Genomic DNA, 18,674 nt, shown 5'->3' on the forward strand with positions numbered 1-18,674 from the left:
AGCGCCCGAAGGCGGTCGCTCAACGCGCGCTGGTGCGCACCTTTTCATACGGCACAAAGTCACCCAGAACGACAAAGCCGTTCCACATGCGCGACGTGCGGTCGAGAAGGTCGACCTTGTCGATGTTGCACAGCTGGCTGCCATAGATTTTGGTCAGCAGGATATCGTCATCGTCCAGGCTGTATGCGCCCGAGCGCGGGCGGTTGACATACAGCTTGCTGCCACTGCGATAGACGATCGCGGTGCCGTCGATGATCGTGCTGTTGTCCATCGAATAGGTGGGCAGGCACTTGACCGGCTTTCCGGCCACACGCCCCTCCAGCATCTTGGCCAGTTCGGCCTCGCCCTTCGGATTTGGTTTTTCATCGGCCGACGCCACGCCCGGAAGGGTCAGAGCGGCGAGAGCGGCGGCTACAAGCATTTTACGCATGGGGTTCACTCCACTCCTGTCTTGTCCAAGATGGTGCCACAGCGCGCCTTTCACAACGCTGAACCGTTTCGGGATCTAATCCCAGATCCGGTCGAACCGCGCGCCCAATCCGGTAATCAGCTCATATTGCGACAGGCCCGACACTGCGGAGGTAGCGGGCAGGTCATAGGCGATCGTGACCCAATCCCCTTCTGCCAGATCGGGTGCGGCGCCGACATCGATCGCGGTCAGGTCCATCGACACACGCCCGACGACCGGCAGCGCGACCCCGTCGGCGGAACGCGCCAGCCCCCTGCCCGAAAAACAGCGCAGATAGCCGTCTGCATAGCCCAGGTTCAGGATCGCGATCTCGGTGTCCGCCGTCGCCGTCCAGGTGAGGTTATAGCCAACGCCCTGCCCCGCCGGGACCAGCCGCCGCTGAAGGATTTGCGCCTGCGGCGTCACCACCTGCGCGATCCGGCCTTCAAAGGCCGGGCTCGGCACGCCGCCATAAAGCGCGATGCCTGGCCGCGTCAGATCGAACGCATAGTCGGCACCCAGGCCGATCCCGGCGGAATTGGCGAGACTCATCCGTCGCGCTCCCGTCCGCCCGCGCAGCGCCGCAAATCGCTCGCACTGAAGCGCGTTGAGCGGGACATCCTCATCGGCACTGGCAAGATGGCTCATCAGCGTTTCGATCCCGAGGCCGTCGAGCAGCCCCGCCGCGACATCTTCAGGCCGGATGCCGAGCCGGTTCATGCCGGTATCCACCATCACGTCGCACGCGCCCCCGCCCGCCTCGCGCCAGCGGCGTATCTGCTGCACACTGCTCAGTACCGGTCGGACATTGCGCGCCGCCAACGCCGCCGGCAGATCCGCGTCGCGCACCCCGTGCAGGACCGAGACGGCGACATCCTCCTCCGCAAGCGCCAGCGCCTCGCGCCAGGTCGCGACAAAGAAGTCGCGGCACCCTGCCCCGGCCAGCCGGCGCACCACGTCGCGTGCGCCCAGCCCATAGCCATCGGCCTTCACCGCCGCGCCGCACGCCGCCGATCCGCTCATCGCGGCCAGCGTGCGCCAGTTGGCGGTCAGAGCGTCGGAGTCGAGGCGCAGGCGAAGGGGCGAAGGGATCATATCCCCCGCCTAGGATCGCCCCGCGATTCCCGCAATCACGCGTGAACCAGATCGCGTTCCTTGAGCAGAAACACCGTCACCACCAGCGCCATCGCGACGACGATCCAGGTGTACCACAGCCCCGAATAGGGATCGCCGCTCTTCGCGACCATATATTGACTGATGAGCGGCAGGAATCCGCCAAAATAGCCCGTCCCGATATGATAGGGAATCGACATCGAGCTATAACGGATGCGCGGCGGGAACAGCTCGGTCAGCAAGGCTGCAACCGGGCCGTATGTCGCTCCGGACAGCGCCGCCAGCGCGACGATCGCGATCAGGATCAATATCAGATCGACCGCTCCTGGCGTCACCCGCTCCAGCGAATAGCCCGAATCGGCGAGCGCCGCATCGATATCGACCGCCGTGTTCGACACGACCGGAATGCTGCCGATCGCCACCGACGCCGAGGGGGTCACCGCCTGGCTGTAGGGAATGCCCTTTTTCGACAGATAGTCCATCAACTGGCCGCATGTCGTCGCCTGCCGCGCGGCAAAGGGATCATAGGCGCAGTCGGGGCCGGAGACGACCACCGGCGACCGCTTCGCCGCCTCCGCCAGACCCGGATTGGCGGCGTGACCCATCGCCCAGAACAGCGGGAACAGCATCAGCAAGGTGAAGCCATAGCCGATGATGATCGGCTTCTTGCGTCCGATCCGGTCGGACAATTTGCCGAACAGGATGAACCAGAACAGCCCCGCCGCCGCGCCCCCCGCCGCCAGCAGCTGCGCGGTGACCGCCTCGACCCGCATCGGCCCCTGCAGGAAGGAGAGAACCGAAAAGGTCGCTGTGTACCAGATCACCGTCAGCCCCGCCGCGATGCCGAACAGCGCCACGAACAGTCGGCGCAGATTGCCGGGATAGGTGAAGCTTTCCTTGAGCGGATTGCGCGCCACCTCGCCCGACGCCTTCATCGCCCGGAAGACCGGACTCTCGGACAGTTTGAGGCGCATATAGAGCGAGATCGCCAGCAACGCGATCGAGAAGAGGAAGGGCAGCCGCCAGCCCCATGCGTCGAACGCGCTCTCGGGCATCGCAAATCGGGTCGTCAGCACCACCGCGAGGCTCAGGATGAAGCCTGCCGACACGCTCGCCTGAATGAAACTGGTGTGATAGCCCGCACGCCCCGGCGGCGAATGCTCCGCGACATAGATCGCCGCGCCGCCATATTCGCCGCCCAGCGCAAGTCCCTGAAGGATGCGCAGCCCGATGACGATGATCGGCGCCGCCGCCCCGATCGAGGCATAGGACGGGACCAGTCCGACCCCCGCCGTCGCGACGCCCATCAGCGTGATGGTGACAAGGAAGGTGTATTTGCGCCCGAGCTTGTCGCCCAGATAACCGAACAGCACCGCGCCGAGCGGACGGAAGCCGAACCCGACCGCAAACCCCGCCCAGGCGTACAGCGCCTCCATGACCGGTGATGATGCGGCGAAGAAGGTCCGTCCGATAATCCCCGATGCGGCGAGCGTCCCGTAGATGAAGAAATCATACCATTCGAACACGGTGCCGAGCGAGGAGGCGGTCACCACCTGCCGCATCTCCGCTTTGCTCGGCTCGCGCTGTACGACGCCCTCGTCCGCTATGCTCGCCATCCAGAATCCCCCAATCCCTTTGAGGCAAAGGTTTAGCGGGTTGGGAGGGGGCGGCAAGCACCCAAAATCCTCCCCTGCAAGGGGAGGGGGACCGCCGCGAAGCGGTGGTGGAGGGGTGTCCCCGTTTCAAAGTGCGCGTGACCTAACAACCGGCGACACCCCTCCGTCAGCGCTTCGCGCTGCCACCTCCCCTTACAGGGGAGGATTTAAAACCGCACCATTCCCCCCTAAAGCGCCCCGCTATGCTCCGTCTCTCCGGCCTGTCCCTCCCGCTGAACCACGCGCCCGAAGCGATCCCCGCCGCGATCTGCGACCGGCTCGGCATCGTGCGCGCGGATTTGCTCGGCTGGACGCTGTTCAAGCGCGGGAACGACGCGCGCCGTCGTACCGCGATCCAGCTGGTCTACACCTTCGACCTCGACCTCGCCGATGAAGCCGCCACCCTCGCGCGCTTCGCCGGGGACAAGGACGTCCGCCCGACCCCGGACATGACCTACCGCCCGCCCGTCACCGCTCCGCTCGCCTGGTCGGGGAAGCGCCCGGTCGTGATCGGCGCCGGTCCCTGTGGCCTGTTCGCCGGGCTGATCCTCGCGCAAATGGGGTTCAAGCCGATCATCCTCGACCGCGGCAAGGTCGTGCGCGAGCGGACCAAGGACACCTGGGGCCTGTGGCGCCGGTCGCAGCTCAACCCCGACAGCAACGTCCAGTTCGGTGAGGGCGGCGCGGGCACCTTTTCCGACGGCAAGCTCTATTGCCGGGTCAAGGACCCCCGCTTCCTTGGCCGCAAGGTGCTGGAGGAGTTCGTCAAGGCCGGCGCGCCCGACGACATCCTCTGGGAAGCGCATCCGCATATCGGCACCTTCCGCCTGGTCACGATGGTCGAAAGCCTGCGCGCGACGATCGAGGATCTCGGCGGCGAATATCGCTGGCAAACCCGCGTCGACGATATCGAACTGGACGCGGACCGCGCCATTCGCGGCCTGCACCTGCATGACGGCGGCTTTCTCGAAACCGATCAGGTCGTGCTCGCGGTCGGCCACAGCGCCCGCCCGACCTTCGAAATGCTCCACCGTCGCGGCGTCCATGTCGAGGCCAAGCCCTTTGCCATCGGCGTCCGCATCGAACATCCCCAGGCATGGATCGACACCGCCCGCTTCGGCAAGTGCGCGAAACACCCCGATCTCGGCCCCGCCGCCTATAGCCTGGTCCACCACGCCGCTAACGGGCGCAGCGTGTACAGCTTCTGCATGTGCCCGGGCGGCCGCGTCGTCGCCGCGACCAGCGAGGAAGGGCGCGTCGTCACCAATGGCATGAGCCAATATTCACGCGCCGAATTCAACGCTAATTCCGGCCTCGTCGTCGCGATCGACCCCGCGCGCGATTATCCCGACGGCCCGCTCGCGGGTATCGCGCTTCAGCGGCAGTTCGAAGACCTTGCCTATGTCACGGGCGGCTCCAGCTACAATGCCCCGGTCCAGCGTGTCGGCGACCTGCTCGCCGGCCGCCCCTCCACCGCGATCGGCGAAGTGATCCCCAGCTACAAGCCGGGGGTCACTCCGACCGATCTCTCGCAATGTCTTCCGCCCTTCGTGACCGACGCATTCCGCGAAGCGCTACCCGTCTTCGGCCGACGTATCGCCAATTACGACCATCCAGACGCGATCATGACCGGGGTCGAGACGCGCACCTCCAGCCCGGTCCGCATCACGCGCGGGACCGACCTTCAGAGCCTCAACACGCCGGGCCTGTTCCCTGCGGGTGAAGGCGCGGGCTATGCCGGCGGCATCCTTTCCGCCGCGATCGACGGAATCAAGGTGGCAGAAGCGGTCGCGCACGCTATCGTCGCGCCACGTTGACGCAGGCCGAGACGCCAACCGCAAGGGCCGAACCGAATTGACGGACATGATCGCGGCTCTCTTCGCCACCTATCAACCGGCCATCGGCCTGATCTTTCTCTTCGCCTTGTTCACCGCCTTTGCGACTGAACGACTGCCGCCGGTGACGATCGCGGTCTTCGGCGCGGGCGTGATGATCGCGCTCGGTTGGCTCACCACGCCTCAGATTACCGCCTCCTTCGCCAATTCCGCCCCCATCACCATCGCTGCGTTCTTCGTCCTGTCCGGCGCGCTGGTGCGGACAGGGATCATCGAGGCGGTGGCGAGCGCATTGGTGCGCCGCGCCGCCAATCACCCCCGCCGCACCGTTGCGGAGTTGCTGACCGGTGCCGGAGTGGCGCCGGCATTCATCAACAATACGCCGGTGGTGATCGTGCTGATTCCGCTGGTCCGCCGGCTGGCGCGCGCGGTCAACATTCCGGCCACGCGGCTGCTGATCCCGCTATCCTATCTCTCCATTCTCGGCGGGACGCTGACGCTGATCGGCACATCGACCAATCTCCTGGTCGATGGCGTCGCGCAGGCGAACGGTCAGGCTGGTTTCGGCATCTTCGAGATGACCGGCGTCGGGCTGGTCACGATGGCCGTCGGCGCGTTCACGCTGTTGCTGCTGGGCCGCCACCTGCTCCCGTCGCGACCCGATAACGACATTTCCGAGCGCAACCAGCTAAGGTATCTGACCGAGCTGGACTTGACCGAAGACCTGCTGACCCGTGCGTCAACGGTCGCCGATCTCGGTTTCCTGCGGCGCGGCGGCATCAAGCTGATTTCGATCGTTCGCGCGGGATCGCATCTGCGCTCGCCCGAGGCCGACACGGTCCTGCTGTCCGGCGATCGGCTGGTCGTGTCGAGTACCGCAGACGAGCTGGATGGTCTCGCGCGCAGCCATGACGTGATCGTGGGCCTTCAGAATGTCGGCGCGCCGATCAAGCTCGCCTCGGACGAGCGGGCGGATGACGTGCGCCTGATCGGCCTCACGGTTGCGCCGTCGCACCCGACGCTGGGCCGCCATCTGCGCGACATTCCTTTCCTCTCGAACCTGCCCGCCCGCATCCTCGGCATCGGTCGGCCGCGCCACCTGCCCGGGCCCGACCTGGGATCGGTCCGGTTGCGCGCCGCCGACAATTTGCTTGTCGCCGCAGGACAGGACGCCGCCGCTGCCTTGCGCGAGAATACCAACCTCATCACCGAAGATACCAGCGCCGTCCGTGCCTTTCGCCGCCGCCGCGCCCCGATCGCGTTGCTGACGCTCGGGGCGGTGGTTCTGTTGGCCGCGCTGGAAGTCGCACCGGTGATGACGCTGGCGCTGATCGGTGTCGGGATCGTCCTGCTGACTGGCTGCATCGACCCGGACGAGGCGTGGCGGTCGATCGACGGCAGCGTCCTGGTCTTGATCTTCGCGATGCTGGGCATCGGCAGCGGTCTCGAACGGATCGGCACGGTTCAGCTGATCGTGGACGCTGTGTCGCCCTGGCTGACGATGCTCTCCCCGCTCGGCGTGCTGTTGGTGCTCTATTTCCTGACGTCGTTGCTCACCGAAACGGTGACCAACAATGCGGTCGCGGTGCTGATGACGCCGATCGCCATCGGGCTGGCCCAGGCGACCGGGCAGGATCCCCGCACGCTGATCTTCGCGGTCATGTTCGCAGCCTCGGCCAGCTTCGCGACGCCGATCGGCTATCAGACCAACACCATGGTCTATGCCGCCGCCGACTATCGGTTTTCCGACTTTCTGAAGATCGGCATCCCGATGAATTTGAGCGTCGGCGTCTCCACCTGCGTTGCGATCCACTATCTGATCGGCTGAGCTCCATCCTTCGACGAGTCTCGAAACGGCTCTTGCCGATCGCAAGATCATTCGATATTTCCACAATTATGGAAACGAATCGCGACACCCAGGCCGTGGCCGCCCTCTCCGCACTGGCGCAGGAGCATCGCCTCGCCCTGTTCCGCCTGCTGGTTCAGGCCGGGCCTGACGGGCTTCCCGCAGGTGCCATCGCCGACACGCTCGGCATCCCGGCCTCGTCGCTCTCTTTCCATCTCGGCCATCTCAATCGTGCAGGGCTGGTCAGCCAGACGCGGCGGGGCCGGTCGCTGATCTATGCCGCCGATTATGGCGCGATGAACGCTCTGCTCGGCTATCTCATGGAAAATTGCTGCGGCGGCGCGGAGTGTGCGGCGCCGTCCATTCAGCCCGAAAGGAAAACCGCATGAAGCGGATGCATGTCCATGTCGGCGTGACCGATCTCGATCGCTCGATCGCCTTTTACTCCACCCTGTTCGGCGCGCAGCCGAGCGTCGCCAAGCCCGATTACGCCAAATGGATGCTCGACGATCCACGCGTCAATTTCGCCATCTCCAGCGGCAACCATGCCGCGACGGGCATCGAGCATCTCGGCATCCAGGTCGAGCATGGGGATGAGCTGGTCGAGGTCTATAGCCGCCTCAAGGCCGCCGACCGCCCCGTTATGGAGGAAGGCGCGACCACATGCTGCTACGCCAAATCGGAAAAGAGCTGGATCGCCGATCCCGACGGCGTCGTGTGGGAAGCGTTCCTGACCGAAGGCGAGGCGACCGTCTATGGCGATTCTCCGGCCCTCTCCGCGCTGTCGGACACTGCGCGCGCCGACGCCTGCTGCGCCCCTCAGCTTGCCCCGGCGCCCAAAGCTGCCTGTTGCTGAGGATCACGCGATGTCAGGGCCGGTCGATATCGTCATCTACCACAACCCGGACTGCGGCACGTCGCGCAACGCGCTGGCGATGATCCGCAATGCCGGAATCGAGCCGCATGTGGTCGAATATCTGAAGACGCCGCCCAGCCGCGCGCTTCTGGTCGAACTGCTCGCCCGCGCCGGGGCCACCCCGCGCGACTGGCTGCGTGAAAAGAGCACGCCTTACGCCGAGCTCGGCCTCGACGATGCGACGCTGTCCGATGACGCGTTGCTCGACGCAATGACGGCGCATCCTTTGCTCATCAATCGCCCGATCGTCATCTCCCCGCTCGGTGTGGGGCTGTGCCGCCCGTCCGAAGCGGTGCTTGACCTGCTCCCCACCGCCCAGCGCGGCGCCTTCGCCAAGGAAGATGGCGAGCAGGTCGTCGACACAACCGGCACCCGCATCGCCTGACAGGATCATCATGCAGCCCCAAACCTCCCCGCTCGGCCTGTTCGAGCGCTGGCTTTCACTCTGGGTCGCCCTGGCGATCCTTGCCGGGCTCGCCCTCGGCCTGATCGCACCCGGCGTCACAACGACGCTTGCGGAACTGGAATTCGCCTCGGTCAATCTCGTCGTCGCGGTGCTCGTCTGGGCGATGATCTATCCGATGATGGTCGGAGTGGATTTCGCCAGCATCCGCGATGTCGGGCACAAGCCCAAGGGGCTGGTCATCACCCTGGTCGTCAACTGGCTGATCAAGCCCTTCACCATGGCCGCGCTCGCGCTCCTGTTCTTCGACTGGATCTATGCCGATCTGATCCCCCGCGACCTGGGCCAGCAGTACATCGCCGGGCTGATCCTGCTCGGCGCCGCGCCCTGCACCGCAATGGTGTTTGTGTGGGCGCAGATGACGAAAGGCGACCCCGCCTATACGTTGGTGCAGGTGTCGGTGAACGACCTCGTCATGATCGTCGCCTTCGCGCCGATCGTCGCCCTGCTGCTGGGCGTCACTGACATCGTCGTGCCGTGGGAGACGCTGTTGCTCTCCGTCGCCCTCTATGTCGTCATCCCGCTTGTCGCGGGCGCGCTCACCCGCCGCCGGGTGATCGCCACGCATGGCGGCGATGCGGCGGCAGTCGATGCCTTCACCGCGCGGCTCAAACCCTGGTCGATCATCGGCCTGCTCGCCACCGTCGTGCTGCTCTTCGCGTTCCAGGCGCAGACGATCGTCGCCAACCCGCTGCTGATCGCGCTGATCGCGGTGCCGATCCTGATCCAGTCCTATGCGATCTTCGCCATCGCCTATGCGGCGGCCAAGGCATGGCGCGTCCCCCACAACATCGCCGCCCCGTGCGCGCTGATCGGCACCTCGAACTTTTTCGAGCTGGCGGTGGCGGTCGCGATCGGCCTGTTCGGTCTGTCGAGTGGCGCCGCGCTCGCAACCGTGGTCGGCGTACTGGTCGAGGTGCCGGTGATGCTCAGCCTCGTCGCCTTCGCCAACCGTACCCGGGGAAGTTTTCCGGCGACTTGAAGTGATCGGCGGCCGGCGCGACCTGCCGACCGCCAATGGGTGGGCAGTGCGCTAAAAACGACCGACCCGCAATGCTAGCAACAGCGTATGCTCATCCTTGCCGACCAGCGGATCGCTACCGTTGGTGTAGGTCAGCCCCATGCCGGCATACCAGCCGGTGCCGCGCTTGCCGCCCTCCAGAACCGGCCGCAGGAAATACCAGTTGAGTTCGGCGGTGAACAATTCGGCCGACCGCTCGATGCCAGGGCGACGGGTCGCCGAGGCCGCCAATCTCTGACGGATCTGTGCCGACAGTTTGAGCTCGACGGCGGGGTCGATGAAGCTCGGGCTGATCGTCGCAACCATGCCCAACAGACCCGACGTATACCCTCCCCGGGCTACGATACCCGTCTTGGTATCGATCGTGTTCTCCGACAGCTCATCATGCGAGAGGCCGATGATCGGTGCCAGCGAATAGGCAAATCGCGGCTTGCCATCGGCATGGACCATCGCCTCGAAATCGGGGTGTGTAAGGCCGATGACGAGACTGGTTCGCAGGCTTTCCTTGTGCTGGATGCCGCACTGTCGTGCCGCGGGGGTTGCGACACAAACCGCGCTGTCCAGCACGGGATATGCCGCAGTCCGCGCGTATCCGACTTCGACCAGCGCGGTGAAGTCCAGCCCGCACGGCTTGCCGTCCCCGCCCCTGGACGGGTGGCGCAGGCAGGAAATCGAGTCGATCAGATCCAGCTTTCCGCCAAGCTCCAGATTATCCTGTTTGCTCTTTGGCGCCGAGTTGCGATTCCAGACGAGGACGGGTCCCAACGCCAGGTCGCGCGACCCGATCGCCGACGTCAAGGTCCAGCTTACGTCCGCATTGACCTGAACGTTGATACTGTCCTCGCCCTCGAAATCCGCGCGATAGCTCACATAAGCCGGGGAAGCGCCGGGAAGCTTGGCCGGAGATTTCCCCTCGGTCAGCTTGAGTTCGGCACTCTGGGCCTGAGCGAGCGAAGGCACGATCGTCGCGGCCATGCCGACGAGGAGCGTGCGCGCGATCAACTTATGCATCGACATCGACATACTCCACCGTTCTGCCAAGCGTCGTCGCCGTAGTGATCGTCCCCTTTTTGAGGCCCTTCTTTCCCTTGGTGCCGCGCAATTCGTTGACGAGGCGCTCCAGCCGCCTGGTTTCCACCGGACCAAGCCAGGTGCCGATCGGCGTCTCGTCGGGCGACGACGCCGTCTTGGGCGGGCTGTTGCCACGCATCTGGTCAATCGCGTAGCAAATTACTTCTCTTGTTGTTACTGCCATGAACCGTCCCCGATTGTCGTCTGAAAGTCAGGTCGACTTTCGTCGGGTTCGATCTGTATCGATTGGTAAGGGAAACAATCGGCAAACATTCGTGAAGCAAGCGTGAAAAGCTACGCTTCGGATATTGGCGAGTATAGTTGGGGGGATCGCAGCTCAATCCAGATTCGGCCGCAGCCACCGCTCCGCCTGCTCGACGCTTACCCCGCGCCGCTGCGCATATTCCTCGAGCTGGTCGCGGCCCACCCGCGCCACGCCGAAATACTCGGCCTGCGGGTGGCCGAAGTAAAAGCCGCTGACCGCCGCCGTCGGCAGCATCGCGAAACTTTCCGTGAGGGTGATGCCCGTCTTCTTGTGCGCGTCGAGCATCTCGAACAGGATCGGCTTCAGGCTGTGCTCGGGGCAGGCGGGATAGCCGGGCGCCGGGCGGATGCCGCGATATTGTTCCTTGATCAGCGCCTCGTTGGTCAGCTGCTCGCCCTCGGCATAGCCCCACAAGGCCGTGCGCACGAAATGGTGCAGCCGCTCGGCAAAGGCTTCGGCCAGACGGTCGGCCAGCGCCTTCAGCAAAATGTCCGAATAATCGTCGATCGCCGCCTTGAACCGGGCGAGATGCGGCTCGATGCCGTGGATCGACACCGCGAACCCACCGATCCAGTCGCCCTGCCGGTCGATGAAATCGGCCAGGCACATATTCGCCCGCCCCTCGCGCTTCTGGATCTGCTGGCGCAGCATCGGCAGCGTGACATGCTGTTCATCCTCGACATGGACGATGATGTCGTCGCCCTGACGACGGCACGGCCACAGCCCGGCGACGCCGCGCGCGGTCAGCCAGCGCTCGTCGATGATGCGGTCGAGCATCTTCTGCGCATCGGCGAACAGGCTGGTCGCGCTCTCGCCGACCACCTTGTCCTCGAGGATCGCGGGATAATTTCCCGCCAACTCCCAGGCGCGGAAAAACGGCGTCCAGTCGATATACTGGCGCAGGTCCTTGAGGTCCCAGTCGGGGAAGCTGTGGACGCCGGGCATACGCGGGCGCCCGGGCTTCAGGCTCATATCCGCCTCGAACGCATTGGCACGCGCGGTCTCGAGCGGCACCAGCTCGCTCTGCCCCTTATTGGCGCGTGCGACGCGGACCGCCTCATAGTCTTCGGCGACCTTGGCGACATAATCGTCCCGGATCGTCTCGCTCACCAATGTCGTCGCCACGCCCACCGCGCGGCTCGCATCGAGGACATGGACGACCGGGCCGTCATAGGCAGGGGCGATGCGCAGCGCGGTGTGGACCTTCGACGTGGTCGCGCCGCCGATTAGCAGCGGCATCGTCATCTTCGCCCGCTTCATCTCCTCGGCGACGGTGACCATCTCGTCCAGTGACGGGGTGATGAGGCCCGACAGGCCGATCATATCGGCGTCATTCTCGTTCGCCGCCTCAAGGATCTTCGACCAGGGGACCATGACGCCCAGATCGACCACCTCGAAGCCATTGCACTGCAGGACCACGCCGACGATGTTCTTGCCGATGTCATGCACGTCGCCCTTGACGGTCGCCATGATGACCTTGCCCTTGCCCTTCGCGCCCGGCTCCTTCGCCGCCTCGATATAGGGGAGCAGGTGCGCGACCGCCTTCTTCATCACGCGTGCGCTCTTCACCACCTGCGGCAGGAACATCTTGCCCGATCCGAACAGGTCGCCGACGACGTTCATCCCGTCCATCAGCGGCCCTTCGATCACGTCGATCGGCTTGGCGGCCTTCAGGCGGCACTCTTCGGTATCCTCGACCACATATTGGTCGATGCCCTTGACCAGCGCATGTTCGAGCCGCTTTTCGACCACCCAGCCGCGCCACTCCGCCGCCTGCTTCTCTGCCACCGCATCGGTGCCGCGAAACCGCTCGGCCAGCGCGACCAGCCGGTCGCCTGCCTCGGGATCGCGGTTGAGGATCACGTCCTCGCACGCCGTCCGCAATTCGGGGTCGATCGCGTCATAGACGTCGAGCTGCCCGGCATTGACGATCGCCATGTCCAGCCCGGCGGGAATCGCATGGTACAGGAACACGCTGTGCATCGCGCGCCGCACCGGCTCATTGCCGCGAAAGCTGAACGACAGGTTGGACAGGCCGCCCGAGAAATGGACATGCGGGCAGCGCGCCTTGATCTCCTTCACCGCCTCGATGAAGTCGACGCCGTAATTGTTATGCTCCTCGATCCCCGTCGCGACCGCGAAGACGTTGGCGTCGAAGATAATGTCCTCGGGCGGAAAGCCGATGGCCATCAGTTCCGTGTAGGCGCGCTCGCAAATCTCGACCTTGCGTTCTTTGGTGTCGGCCTGCCCGACCTGGTCGAACGCCATCACCACCACCGCCGCGCCATAGGCCATGCACTTGCGCGCATGTTCCAGGAATTGGGGAACCCCCTCCTTCATGCTGATCGAATTGACGATCGGCTTGCCCGAAACGCACTTCAGCCCCGCCTCGATCACGTCCCATTTTGAGCTGTCGATCATCACCGGCACGCGCGCGATGTCCGGCTCGGCCGCGATCAGCTTCAGGAAGGTGGTCATCGCCTCATGCGCGTCGAGCAGGCCTTCGTCCATGTTGACGTCGATCACCTGCGCGCCATTCTCGACCTGCTGCCGCGCAACCTCGACCGCGGCGCTATAGTCGCCGGCCATGATCAGCTTCTTGAACCTGGCCGATCCGGTGACGTTGGTGCGCTCGCCGATATTGACGAAGGCGGTGGAGGTGGAGGTGGTGGTCATCATTTCTTCTTCTGTCTCCCTCTCCCCTTCAGGGGAGAGGGTCGGGGAGAGGGGCATGAAGGAGGGGGCGTCGCACTGCCCCTCTCCCAACCCTCTCCCCTGAAGGGGAGAGGGCTAATCGCGTCAGACCGCCATCACGAACGGCTCCAGCCCCGCCAGCCGCGTCCGCACCTCAGGCGTCGGGATCGCGCGCGGGGGCAACTCCTTCACCGCCTCGGCAATCGCGCGGATATGCTCCGGCGTCGACCCACAGCATCCGCCCAATATATTGACCTGCGCCGCATCGGCCCATTCCTTCACCAGCCCCGCGGTGGTGTGCGGTTCCTCGTCATAGGCACCCAGCTCGTTCGGAAGCCCGGCATTGGGATAGACCATGATCAGCGTGTCGCAGAGCGCCGACAGCGTCTTCACATGCGGCCGCAGCTGCTCCGCCCCGAACGAGCAGTTCAGCCCGATCGTTACCGGCTTGGCATGGCGGATCGCCGCCCAGAACGCCTCGACCGTATGGCCGGACAGATTACGCCCCGACAGGTCGGTCAGCGTCATCGACATCATGATCGGCAGGTCGCGGCCCAGATCGTTCGCCGCTTCGATGCACGCCATCACGCCGGCCTTGGCGTTCAGCGTATCGAACACCGTCTCGATCAGGATGAAGTCCACCCCGCCCTCGACCAGCGCGTCGATCTGCTCGCGATACACGTCCTTCAGCGTATCGAAATCGATCTCGCGATAGCCCGGATCGTTGACGTCGGGCGACAGCGACAGCGTCTTGTTGGTCGGGCCGAGCGCCCCGGCGACGAAGCGCGGACGGCCATCCTTCGCCTCGAACTCGTCGGCAATCTGGCGCGCCATCTTCGCGCTTTCGACATTGATCGCGCGCACCAGATGCTCGGCGCCATAATCGGCCTGGCTGATCCGGTTGGCCGAGAAGGTGTTCGTCTCGGCGATATCGGCCCCCGCCTCGAAATAGGCGCGATGGATGCTGGCGGGCACCTCCGGCTTGGTCAGCGCGAGGATGTCGTTGTTACCCTTCTGGTCGTGCCCCAGATTGAGGGCGCCCGCATAATCGGCCTCGGACAGCTTCCAGTTCTGGATCTCGGTCCCGAACGCCCCGTCGGTGATCAGGATGCGCTCGGCGGCCTCGGCCAGCAGTTTCTCGCGTGGTGTCATGTTCTTCTTCCTTAGCCCCTCCCCTTCAGGGGAGGGGTTGGGGTGGGGCCTATCCACTAGGCACGTCGGTCTCGGTGAGACTGAGACGCCCCACCCCCAACCCCTCCCCTGAAGGGGAGGGGCTCAATCGGCTAAGCCGCCACGCTCTTCGCCCCGGCCGTCGGTCGCACGCCCAGCAAATGGCAGATCGCGTAGCTCAGTTCGGCGCGGTTGAGCGTATAGAAGTGAAACTGCCGCACCCCGCCCGCATAAAGGTTGCGGCACAGTTCCGCCGCCAGCGTCGCAGCGACCAGCTGGCGCGCGGCGGGGCGGTCGTCCAGCCCCTCGAACAGCCGCGCCATCCATGCCGGCACGTCGGTGCCGCACATCGCCGACATCTTCTGGACCGCGGCAAAGCTCATCACCGGCATGATCCCCGGCACGATCTCCGCATCGATCCCCGCCCCCGCCGCCGCATCGCGAAAGCGCAGAAAGGTATCTGCCTCGAAAAAGAACTGCGTGATCGCGCGGTTCGCACCGGCGTCGATCTTGCGCTTGAGGTTATCCAGGTCATGCGCCGCATCGGGCGAATCCGGGTGGCATTCGGGATAGGCGGCGACCGAAATCTCGAACGGGTGCAGCTTGCGCAGCCCCGCGACGAGGTCGGCGGCATTCTCATAGCCGCCCGGATGCGTCGCATATTTCTCGCCCGCCCGCGGCGGATCGCCGCGCAGCGCGACGATATGGCGCACGCCCGCCGCCCAATATTCCTCGGCCACCGCATCGATCTCGACGCGCGTCGCCTCGACACAGGTGAGGTGTGCCGCCGCCGCGATCGACGTCTCGCGCGCGATCCGGGCGACGGTATTGTGCGTCCGCTCGCGCGTCGTCCCGCCCGCGCCATAGGTCACGCTCACGAAACGCGGGTTCAGCGGCGAAAGCGTCTGGATCGACTCCCACAGCGTCTCTTCCATCTTCTCCGTCTTGGGCGGGAAGAATTCGAAGCTCACATCGATATCGCCGGCCACGTCCGCGAACAGCGGCGGCGCTGACGGGTCCAAATTCACACTCATGCTGCCTTCACCTCACCCACTGGCAGTTGTTCACCCGGCTGCCCCGCCTTGCGGCCCAGCCATAATTTCACGGTCAGCGCGCCGCCCTCCAGCGTCTGGGTCTGCACCGGTGCCAGCCCCGCCTTGCCGAACCAGCCGAGCATCTGGTCGTCCGAAAAGCCAAGCCGCACATGCCCCTCGCGCGTCCGCAATTCCTCGCGGTCATGCGGCGCAAAATCGACGATCAACAGGCGACCGCTTGGCGACAGCACCCGCGCAGCTTCGCCGATCGCCGCCCCCGGCTGCTGCGCGAAATGCAGGACATGGTGCAGGATCGCCGCATCCGCCTCGCCATCGCTCATCGGCAGCGCATAGAGGTCCGCCTGGCGCAGCTCGGCATTGCCGATCCCCTGCTCCGACAGTTTCGCGCGCGCCAGCCGCAGCATTTCCGACGACCGGTCGATCCCCAGCGCGCTTTCCGCACGTGGCGCGAACAGTTCCAGCATCCGGCCGGTACCCGTGCCGATATCGATCAGTCGCGCGATTCCGGCATCGCCCAGCGCATCGCCCATCGCCGCCTCGACCTGTTCCTCGGCGACATGGAGCGATCGGATCGCGTCCCATTCGCCCGCATGAGCCTCGAACCATTCCGCCGCCGCCGCCGCGCGATCGGCGCGCACCGCCGCCAGCCGCGCGCTGTCCGCGACCGCCCAATGATCCTCGCTCTCGCTCCGCCAGGCGTCGATCGCAGCAAGCACCGGCCCCGTGCGTTTCGCATCGCCCAGTGCGACGAACACCCAGCTGCCTTCCTTGCGCCGCTCCGCCAGCCCCGCGTCGCACAGGATTTTCACATGGCGGGACACGCGCGGCTGGCTCTGCCCCAGCACCTGCGCCAGCTCGCCCACGCTCAGCTCCATCAGCCGCAGCAGCGCAAGGATGCGCAACCGCGTCGAATCCGCAAGCGCGCGAAAGGATTCGAGTGCCGTGTTCATGGCATAGAGATATAAAGATATCTTTATATGCGGTCAATGCAGGTTAGACAGCACCCACCCGCGCGCGCCAGCCGTCGTCACCCCCGCGAAAGCGGCAGCCCATCTCCCCGACTGCCCACGTCCCGCACCGGTGTGATGCGCCGATCGTGCTGGAGAGGGACGCCCGCTTTCGCGAGGTGGCGTATGAGAGCCTATGCCCGCCAGGCGATGATCAAGCCGCGCGCGCTTCCTCGACGATCGGCACCAGCGCCGACAGAAACTGCGCCGCGCTCGCTTCCCAAGTGAAGCTGGCGCCATAGGCCGCGCACGCCGCCCGGTCTCGGGTCAGCGCCGCCGCGATGGCGACATCCAGGTTGGCGTTCATCGCGCCGGTCTCCGGCGTCAGAATATCGACCGGCCCCGTTACCGGATAGGCGGCGACCGGGGTCCCGCACGCCAGCGCCTCGATCATCACCAGCCCGAACGTGTCGGTGCGGCTTGGAAAGACGAAAACATCGGCCGCAGCATAGGCACTCGCCAGCTCCGTCCCGAACAACGGCCCCAGGAACCGCACCTCGGGATAGTTCGCCTCCAGCGCGGCCCGCGCCGGGCCATCGCCGACCACCACTTTCGTCCCGGGATGACCTGAGGCCAGGAACGCCTCCAGATTCTTCTCGACCGCCACCCGACCGACATAGAGTTGCACCGGCCCGTCCAGCACCGCCATCGCCGGATGCTTCGCCAGCCCGGGTCGGAAATTGGAGAGGTCCACCCCCCGCCCCCAATGCCGAACCTGGCTCAGCCCGTGCGCGACCAGCGCCTCGCGGATCGAGGGGGTGGAGGCGAGGATCGACTGGGCGGGGGCATGGAACCAGCGGATATAACGCCACACCCATTCCGCCGGCACGCCCGAACGCGCCTCGACATAATCGGGGAATTGCGTGTGATAGGCGGTGGTGAAGGGAAAATCATGCTTCAGGCACCATCGCCGCGCCGCGACGCACACCGGCCCTTCGGTCGCCAGATGCACCGCATGAGGCGAAAACGCGTCGAGCAGGTCGCCGATCGTCCGGCTGCGGACCATCGCCAGCCGAATTTCGGGATAGGTCGGGCACGGCACGGAATAGAACCGCTCGGGCGAGATCACGAGCACCTTGTGCCCCTGTTCCTCGAGCACCCGCTTCACCGACTGCAGCGTGCGAACGACCCCGTTCACCTGGGGCTCCCAGGCGTCGGTTACGATCGCGATCCGCATCTCCGCGTCACTCAAGCCGCTTCGCGCTCCTCGACCCTCTCCGGGCCGAGGTCGCGCGCGGCGATCTCGTCGGCCCAATGGAGAATTTCCATCCGGCCATCGTAATGCTCGACAAGAGCGGTGCAACCCTCGACCCAGTCGCCGTCATTATAATATTCGATGCCGTCGATCGTGCGCATCTCGGCGGTGTGGATATGCCCGGCAACGACCCCGTCGACGCCGCGCGCACCCGCCTCTTTCGCGACGATTTCCTCGAACCCACAGATGAATTCGACCGCGTTCTTCACCTTCTGCTTGGCGTGCTTGGACAGCGACCAATAGGGCAGGCCGCGCCAGCTGCGATATTTGTTGCACCAGCGGTTGAGCGCCATCACCGCCGTGTAGGCAGCATCGCCGACATGCGCGAGCCAGCGGTGCGACAGGGTGATCGCGTCAAACTCGTCACCATGCAGCACGAGCAGCCGGCGCCCGTCGGCGGTTTCGTGGATCGCCTGGCGCTTGATCTCGACGCCGCCGAACGACAGGCCCGTGAACTGACGGAAAATCTCGTCATGATTGCCGGGGATATAGATCACCCGCGCACCGCGCTTGGCCCGCTTCAGGATGCGCCAGACGATGTCGTTATGCGCCGCAGGCCAGTAGAATTTCTTCTTGAGCTGCCACCCGTCGATGATGTCACCGACCAGATAGATCATGTCGCTGTCGACATGATCCAGAAAATCGATCAGCATCGCCGCATTGCAGCCGCGCGTGCCAAGATGGATGTCGCTGATCCAGATCGTCCGGTATTGACGCCGCTCCGACACGGTCTTTTCCGGAATCGACGGATTGGAAGCTGTGAAGTCGGCGATATCCGCGACATTGCTATCGAACGGAAGTCGAGTGATCGTGGCCATGGTCGCCCCGCGCTGTTCCCTTGCCTGCGGGTGCCTATGGCG

17 protein-coding genes are annotated in these 18,674 nt (G+C 65.2%); 6 read left to right on the forward strand and 11 right to left on the reverse strand.

Translation table 11 applies throughout. The features are described from left to right. Positions 1-19 precede the first annotated feature (19 nt). The 3 genes from FPZ54_RS08305 to FPZ54_RS08315 all read right to left on the reverse strand — a co-directional run bounded on the left by FPZ54_RS08305 (position 20) and on the right by FPZ54_RS08315 (position 3,177). The gene (locus FPZ54_RS08305) at positions 20-430 is read right to left on the reverse strand and encodes a hypothetical protein (RefSeq protein WP_145846353.1); all 411 of its coding nucleotides are present in this window, start codon (positions 428-430) and stop codon (positions 20-22) included. Positions 431-505: 75 nt separating this feature from the next. Beyond that, positions 506-1,543 carry an alanine racemase gene (gene alr / locus FPZ54_RS08310; protein WP_145846354.1) on the reverse strand — a complete coding sequence of 346 codons (1,038 nt, stop codon included), beginning with the start codon at positions 1,541-1,543 and terminating at the stop codon, positions 506-508. Between the two features lie 35 nt (positions 1,544-1,578). After that, positions 1,579-3,177, reverse strand: a complete 1,599-nt coding sequence (locus FPZ54_RS08315) for an MFS transporter (protein WP_145846355.1) — start codon at positions 3,175-3,177, stop codon at positions 1,579-1,581. 242 nt (positions 3,178-3,419) lie between these two features. Between FPZ54_RS08315 and FPZ54_RS08320 the strand changes: the two genes are divergently transcribed. From FPZ54_RS08320 to arsB, 6 genes are all read left to right on the forward strand, one after another. Next, positions 3,420-5,033, forward strand: a complete 1,614-nt coding sequence (locus FPZ54_RS08320; protein WP_145846357.1) for an NAD(P)/FAD-dependent oxidoreductase — start codon at positions 3,420-3,422, stop codon at positions 5,031-5,033. A 46-nt stretch (positions 5,034-5,079) separates the two neighbouring features. After that, positions 5,080-6,879, forward strand: coding sequence for an SLC13 family permease (locus tag FPZ54_RS08325; protein ID WP_186456965.1), 1,800 nt, complete (start codon positions 5,080-5,082; stop codon positions 6,877-6,879). 68 nt (positions 6,880-6,947) lie between these two features. Further along, positions 6,948-7,286 carry an ArsR/SmtB family transcription factor gene (locus tag FPZ54_RS08330; protein ID WP_145846361.1) on the forward strand — a complete coding sequence of 113 codons (339 nt, stop codon included), beginning with the start codon at positions 6,948-6,950 and terminating at the stop codon, positions 7,284-7,286. Then, complete coding sequence (locus tag FPZ54_RS08335) at positions 7,283-7,753, forward strand: ArsI/CadI family heavy metal resistance metalloenzyme (protein ID WP_145846363.1); 471 nt, start codon at positions 7,283-7,285, stop codon at positions 7,751-7,753. Before FPZ54_RS08330 ends, FPZ54_RS08335 begins: the two co-directional genes overlap by 4 nt. Before the next feature lie 10 nt (positions 7,754-7,763). Next, entirely contained in the window at positions 7,764-8,198 is a 435-nt protein-coding gene (gene arsC / locus FPZ54_RS08340; protein ID WP_145846364.1) for an arsenate reductase (glutaredoxin), read from the forward strand. 10 nt (positions 8,199-8,208) lie between these two features. Next, positions 8,209-9,258, forward strand: coding sequence for an ACR3 family arsenite efflux transporter (gene arsB / locus FPZ54_RS08345; RefSeq protein ID WP_145846365.1), 1,050 nt, complete (start codon positions 8,209-8,211; stop codon positions 9,256-9,258). A 51-nt stretch (positions 9,259-9,309) separates the two neighbouring features. Here the strand turns inward: arsB and FPZ54_RS08350 are convergent, their stop codons facing one another. From FPZ54_RS08350 to FPZ54_RS08385, 8 genes are all read right to left on the reverse strand, one after another. Further along, on the reverse strand, positions 9,310-10,314 hold the full coding sequence (locus FPZ54_RS08350) for a hypothetical protein (RefSeq protein ID WP_145846367.1): 1,005 nt from the start codon (positions 10,312-10,314) through the stop codon (positions 9,310-9,312). Beyond that, entirely contained in the window at positions 10,301-10,507 is a 207-nt protein-coding gene (locus FPZ54_RS08355) for a hypothetical protein (protein WP_145846369.1), read from the reverse strand. Before FPZ54_RS08355 ends, FPZ54_RS08350 begins: the two co-directional genes overlap by 14 nt. Positions 10,508-10,705: 198 nt before the next feature. Further along, positions 10,706-13,309 carry a methionine synthase gene (metH, locus tag FPZ54_RS08360; RefSeq protein WP_145849643.1) on the reverse strand — a complete coding sequence of 868 codons (2,604 nt, stop codon included), beginning with the start codon at positions 13,307-13,309 and terminating at the stop codon, positions 10,706-10,708. Between the two features lie 123 nt (positions 13,310-13,432). Beyond that, complete coding sequence (locus FPZ54_RS08365) at positions 13,433-14,479, reverse strand: homocysteine S-methyltransferase family protein (protein ID WP_145846370.1); 1,047 nt, start codon at positions 14,477-14,479, stop codon at positions 13,433-13,435. Positions 14,480-14,610: 131 nt separating this feature from the next. Then, complete coding sequence (gene metF / locus FPZ54_RS08370) at positions 14,611-15,531, reverse strand: methylenetetrahydrofolate reductase (RefSeq protein ID WP_145846372.1); 921 nt, start codon at positions 15,529-15,531, stop codon at positions 14,611-14,613. Then, positions 15,528-16,502, reverse strand: coding sequence for an ArsR/SmtB family transcription factor (locus FPZ54_RS08375; RefSeq protein ID WP_145846373.1), 975 nt, complete (start codon positions 16,500-16,502; stop codon positions 15,528-15,530). The genes metF and FPZ54_RS08375 overlap by 4 nt, the downstream gene beginning before the upstream one ends. Before the next feature lie 211 nt (positions 16,503-16,713). Then, positions 16,714-17,736, reverse strand: a complete 1,023-nt coding sequence (locus FPZ54_RS08380) for a glycosyltransferase family 4 protein (RefSeq protein WP_145849644.1) — start codon at positions 17,734-17,736, stop codon at positions 16,714-16,716. 11 nt (positions 17,737-17,747) lie between these two features. After that, complete coding sequence (locus tag FPZ54_RS08385) at positions 17,748-18,632, reverse strand: UDP-2,3-diacylglucosamine diphosphatase (RefSeq protein WP_145846374.1); 885 nt, start codon at positions 18,630-18,632, stop codon at positions 17,748-17,750. Between the last annotated feature and the right edge of the window lie 42 nt (positions 18,633-18,674).

Origin of the sequence: Sphingomonas suaedae (assembly GCF_007833215.1) — a bacterium.
Taxonomy (GTDB): Bacteria; Pseudomonadota; Alphaproteobacteria; order Sphingomonadales; family Sphingomonadaceae; genus Sphingomonas; species Sphingomonas suaedae.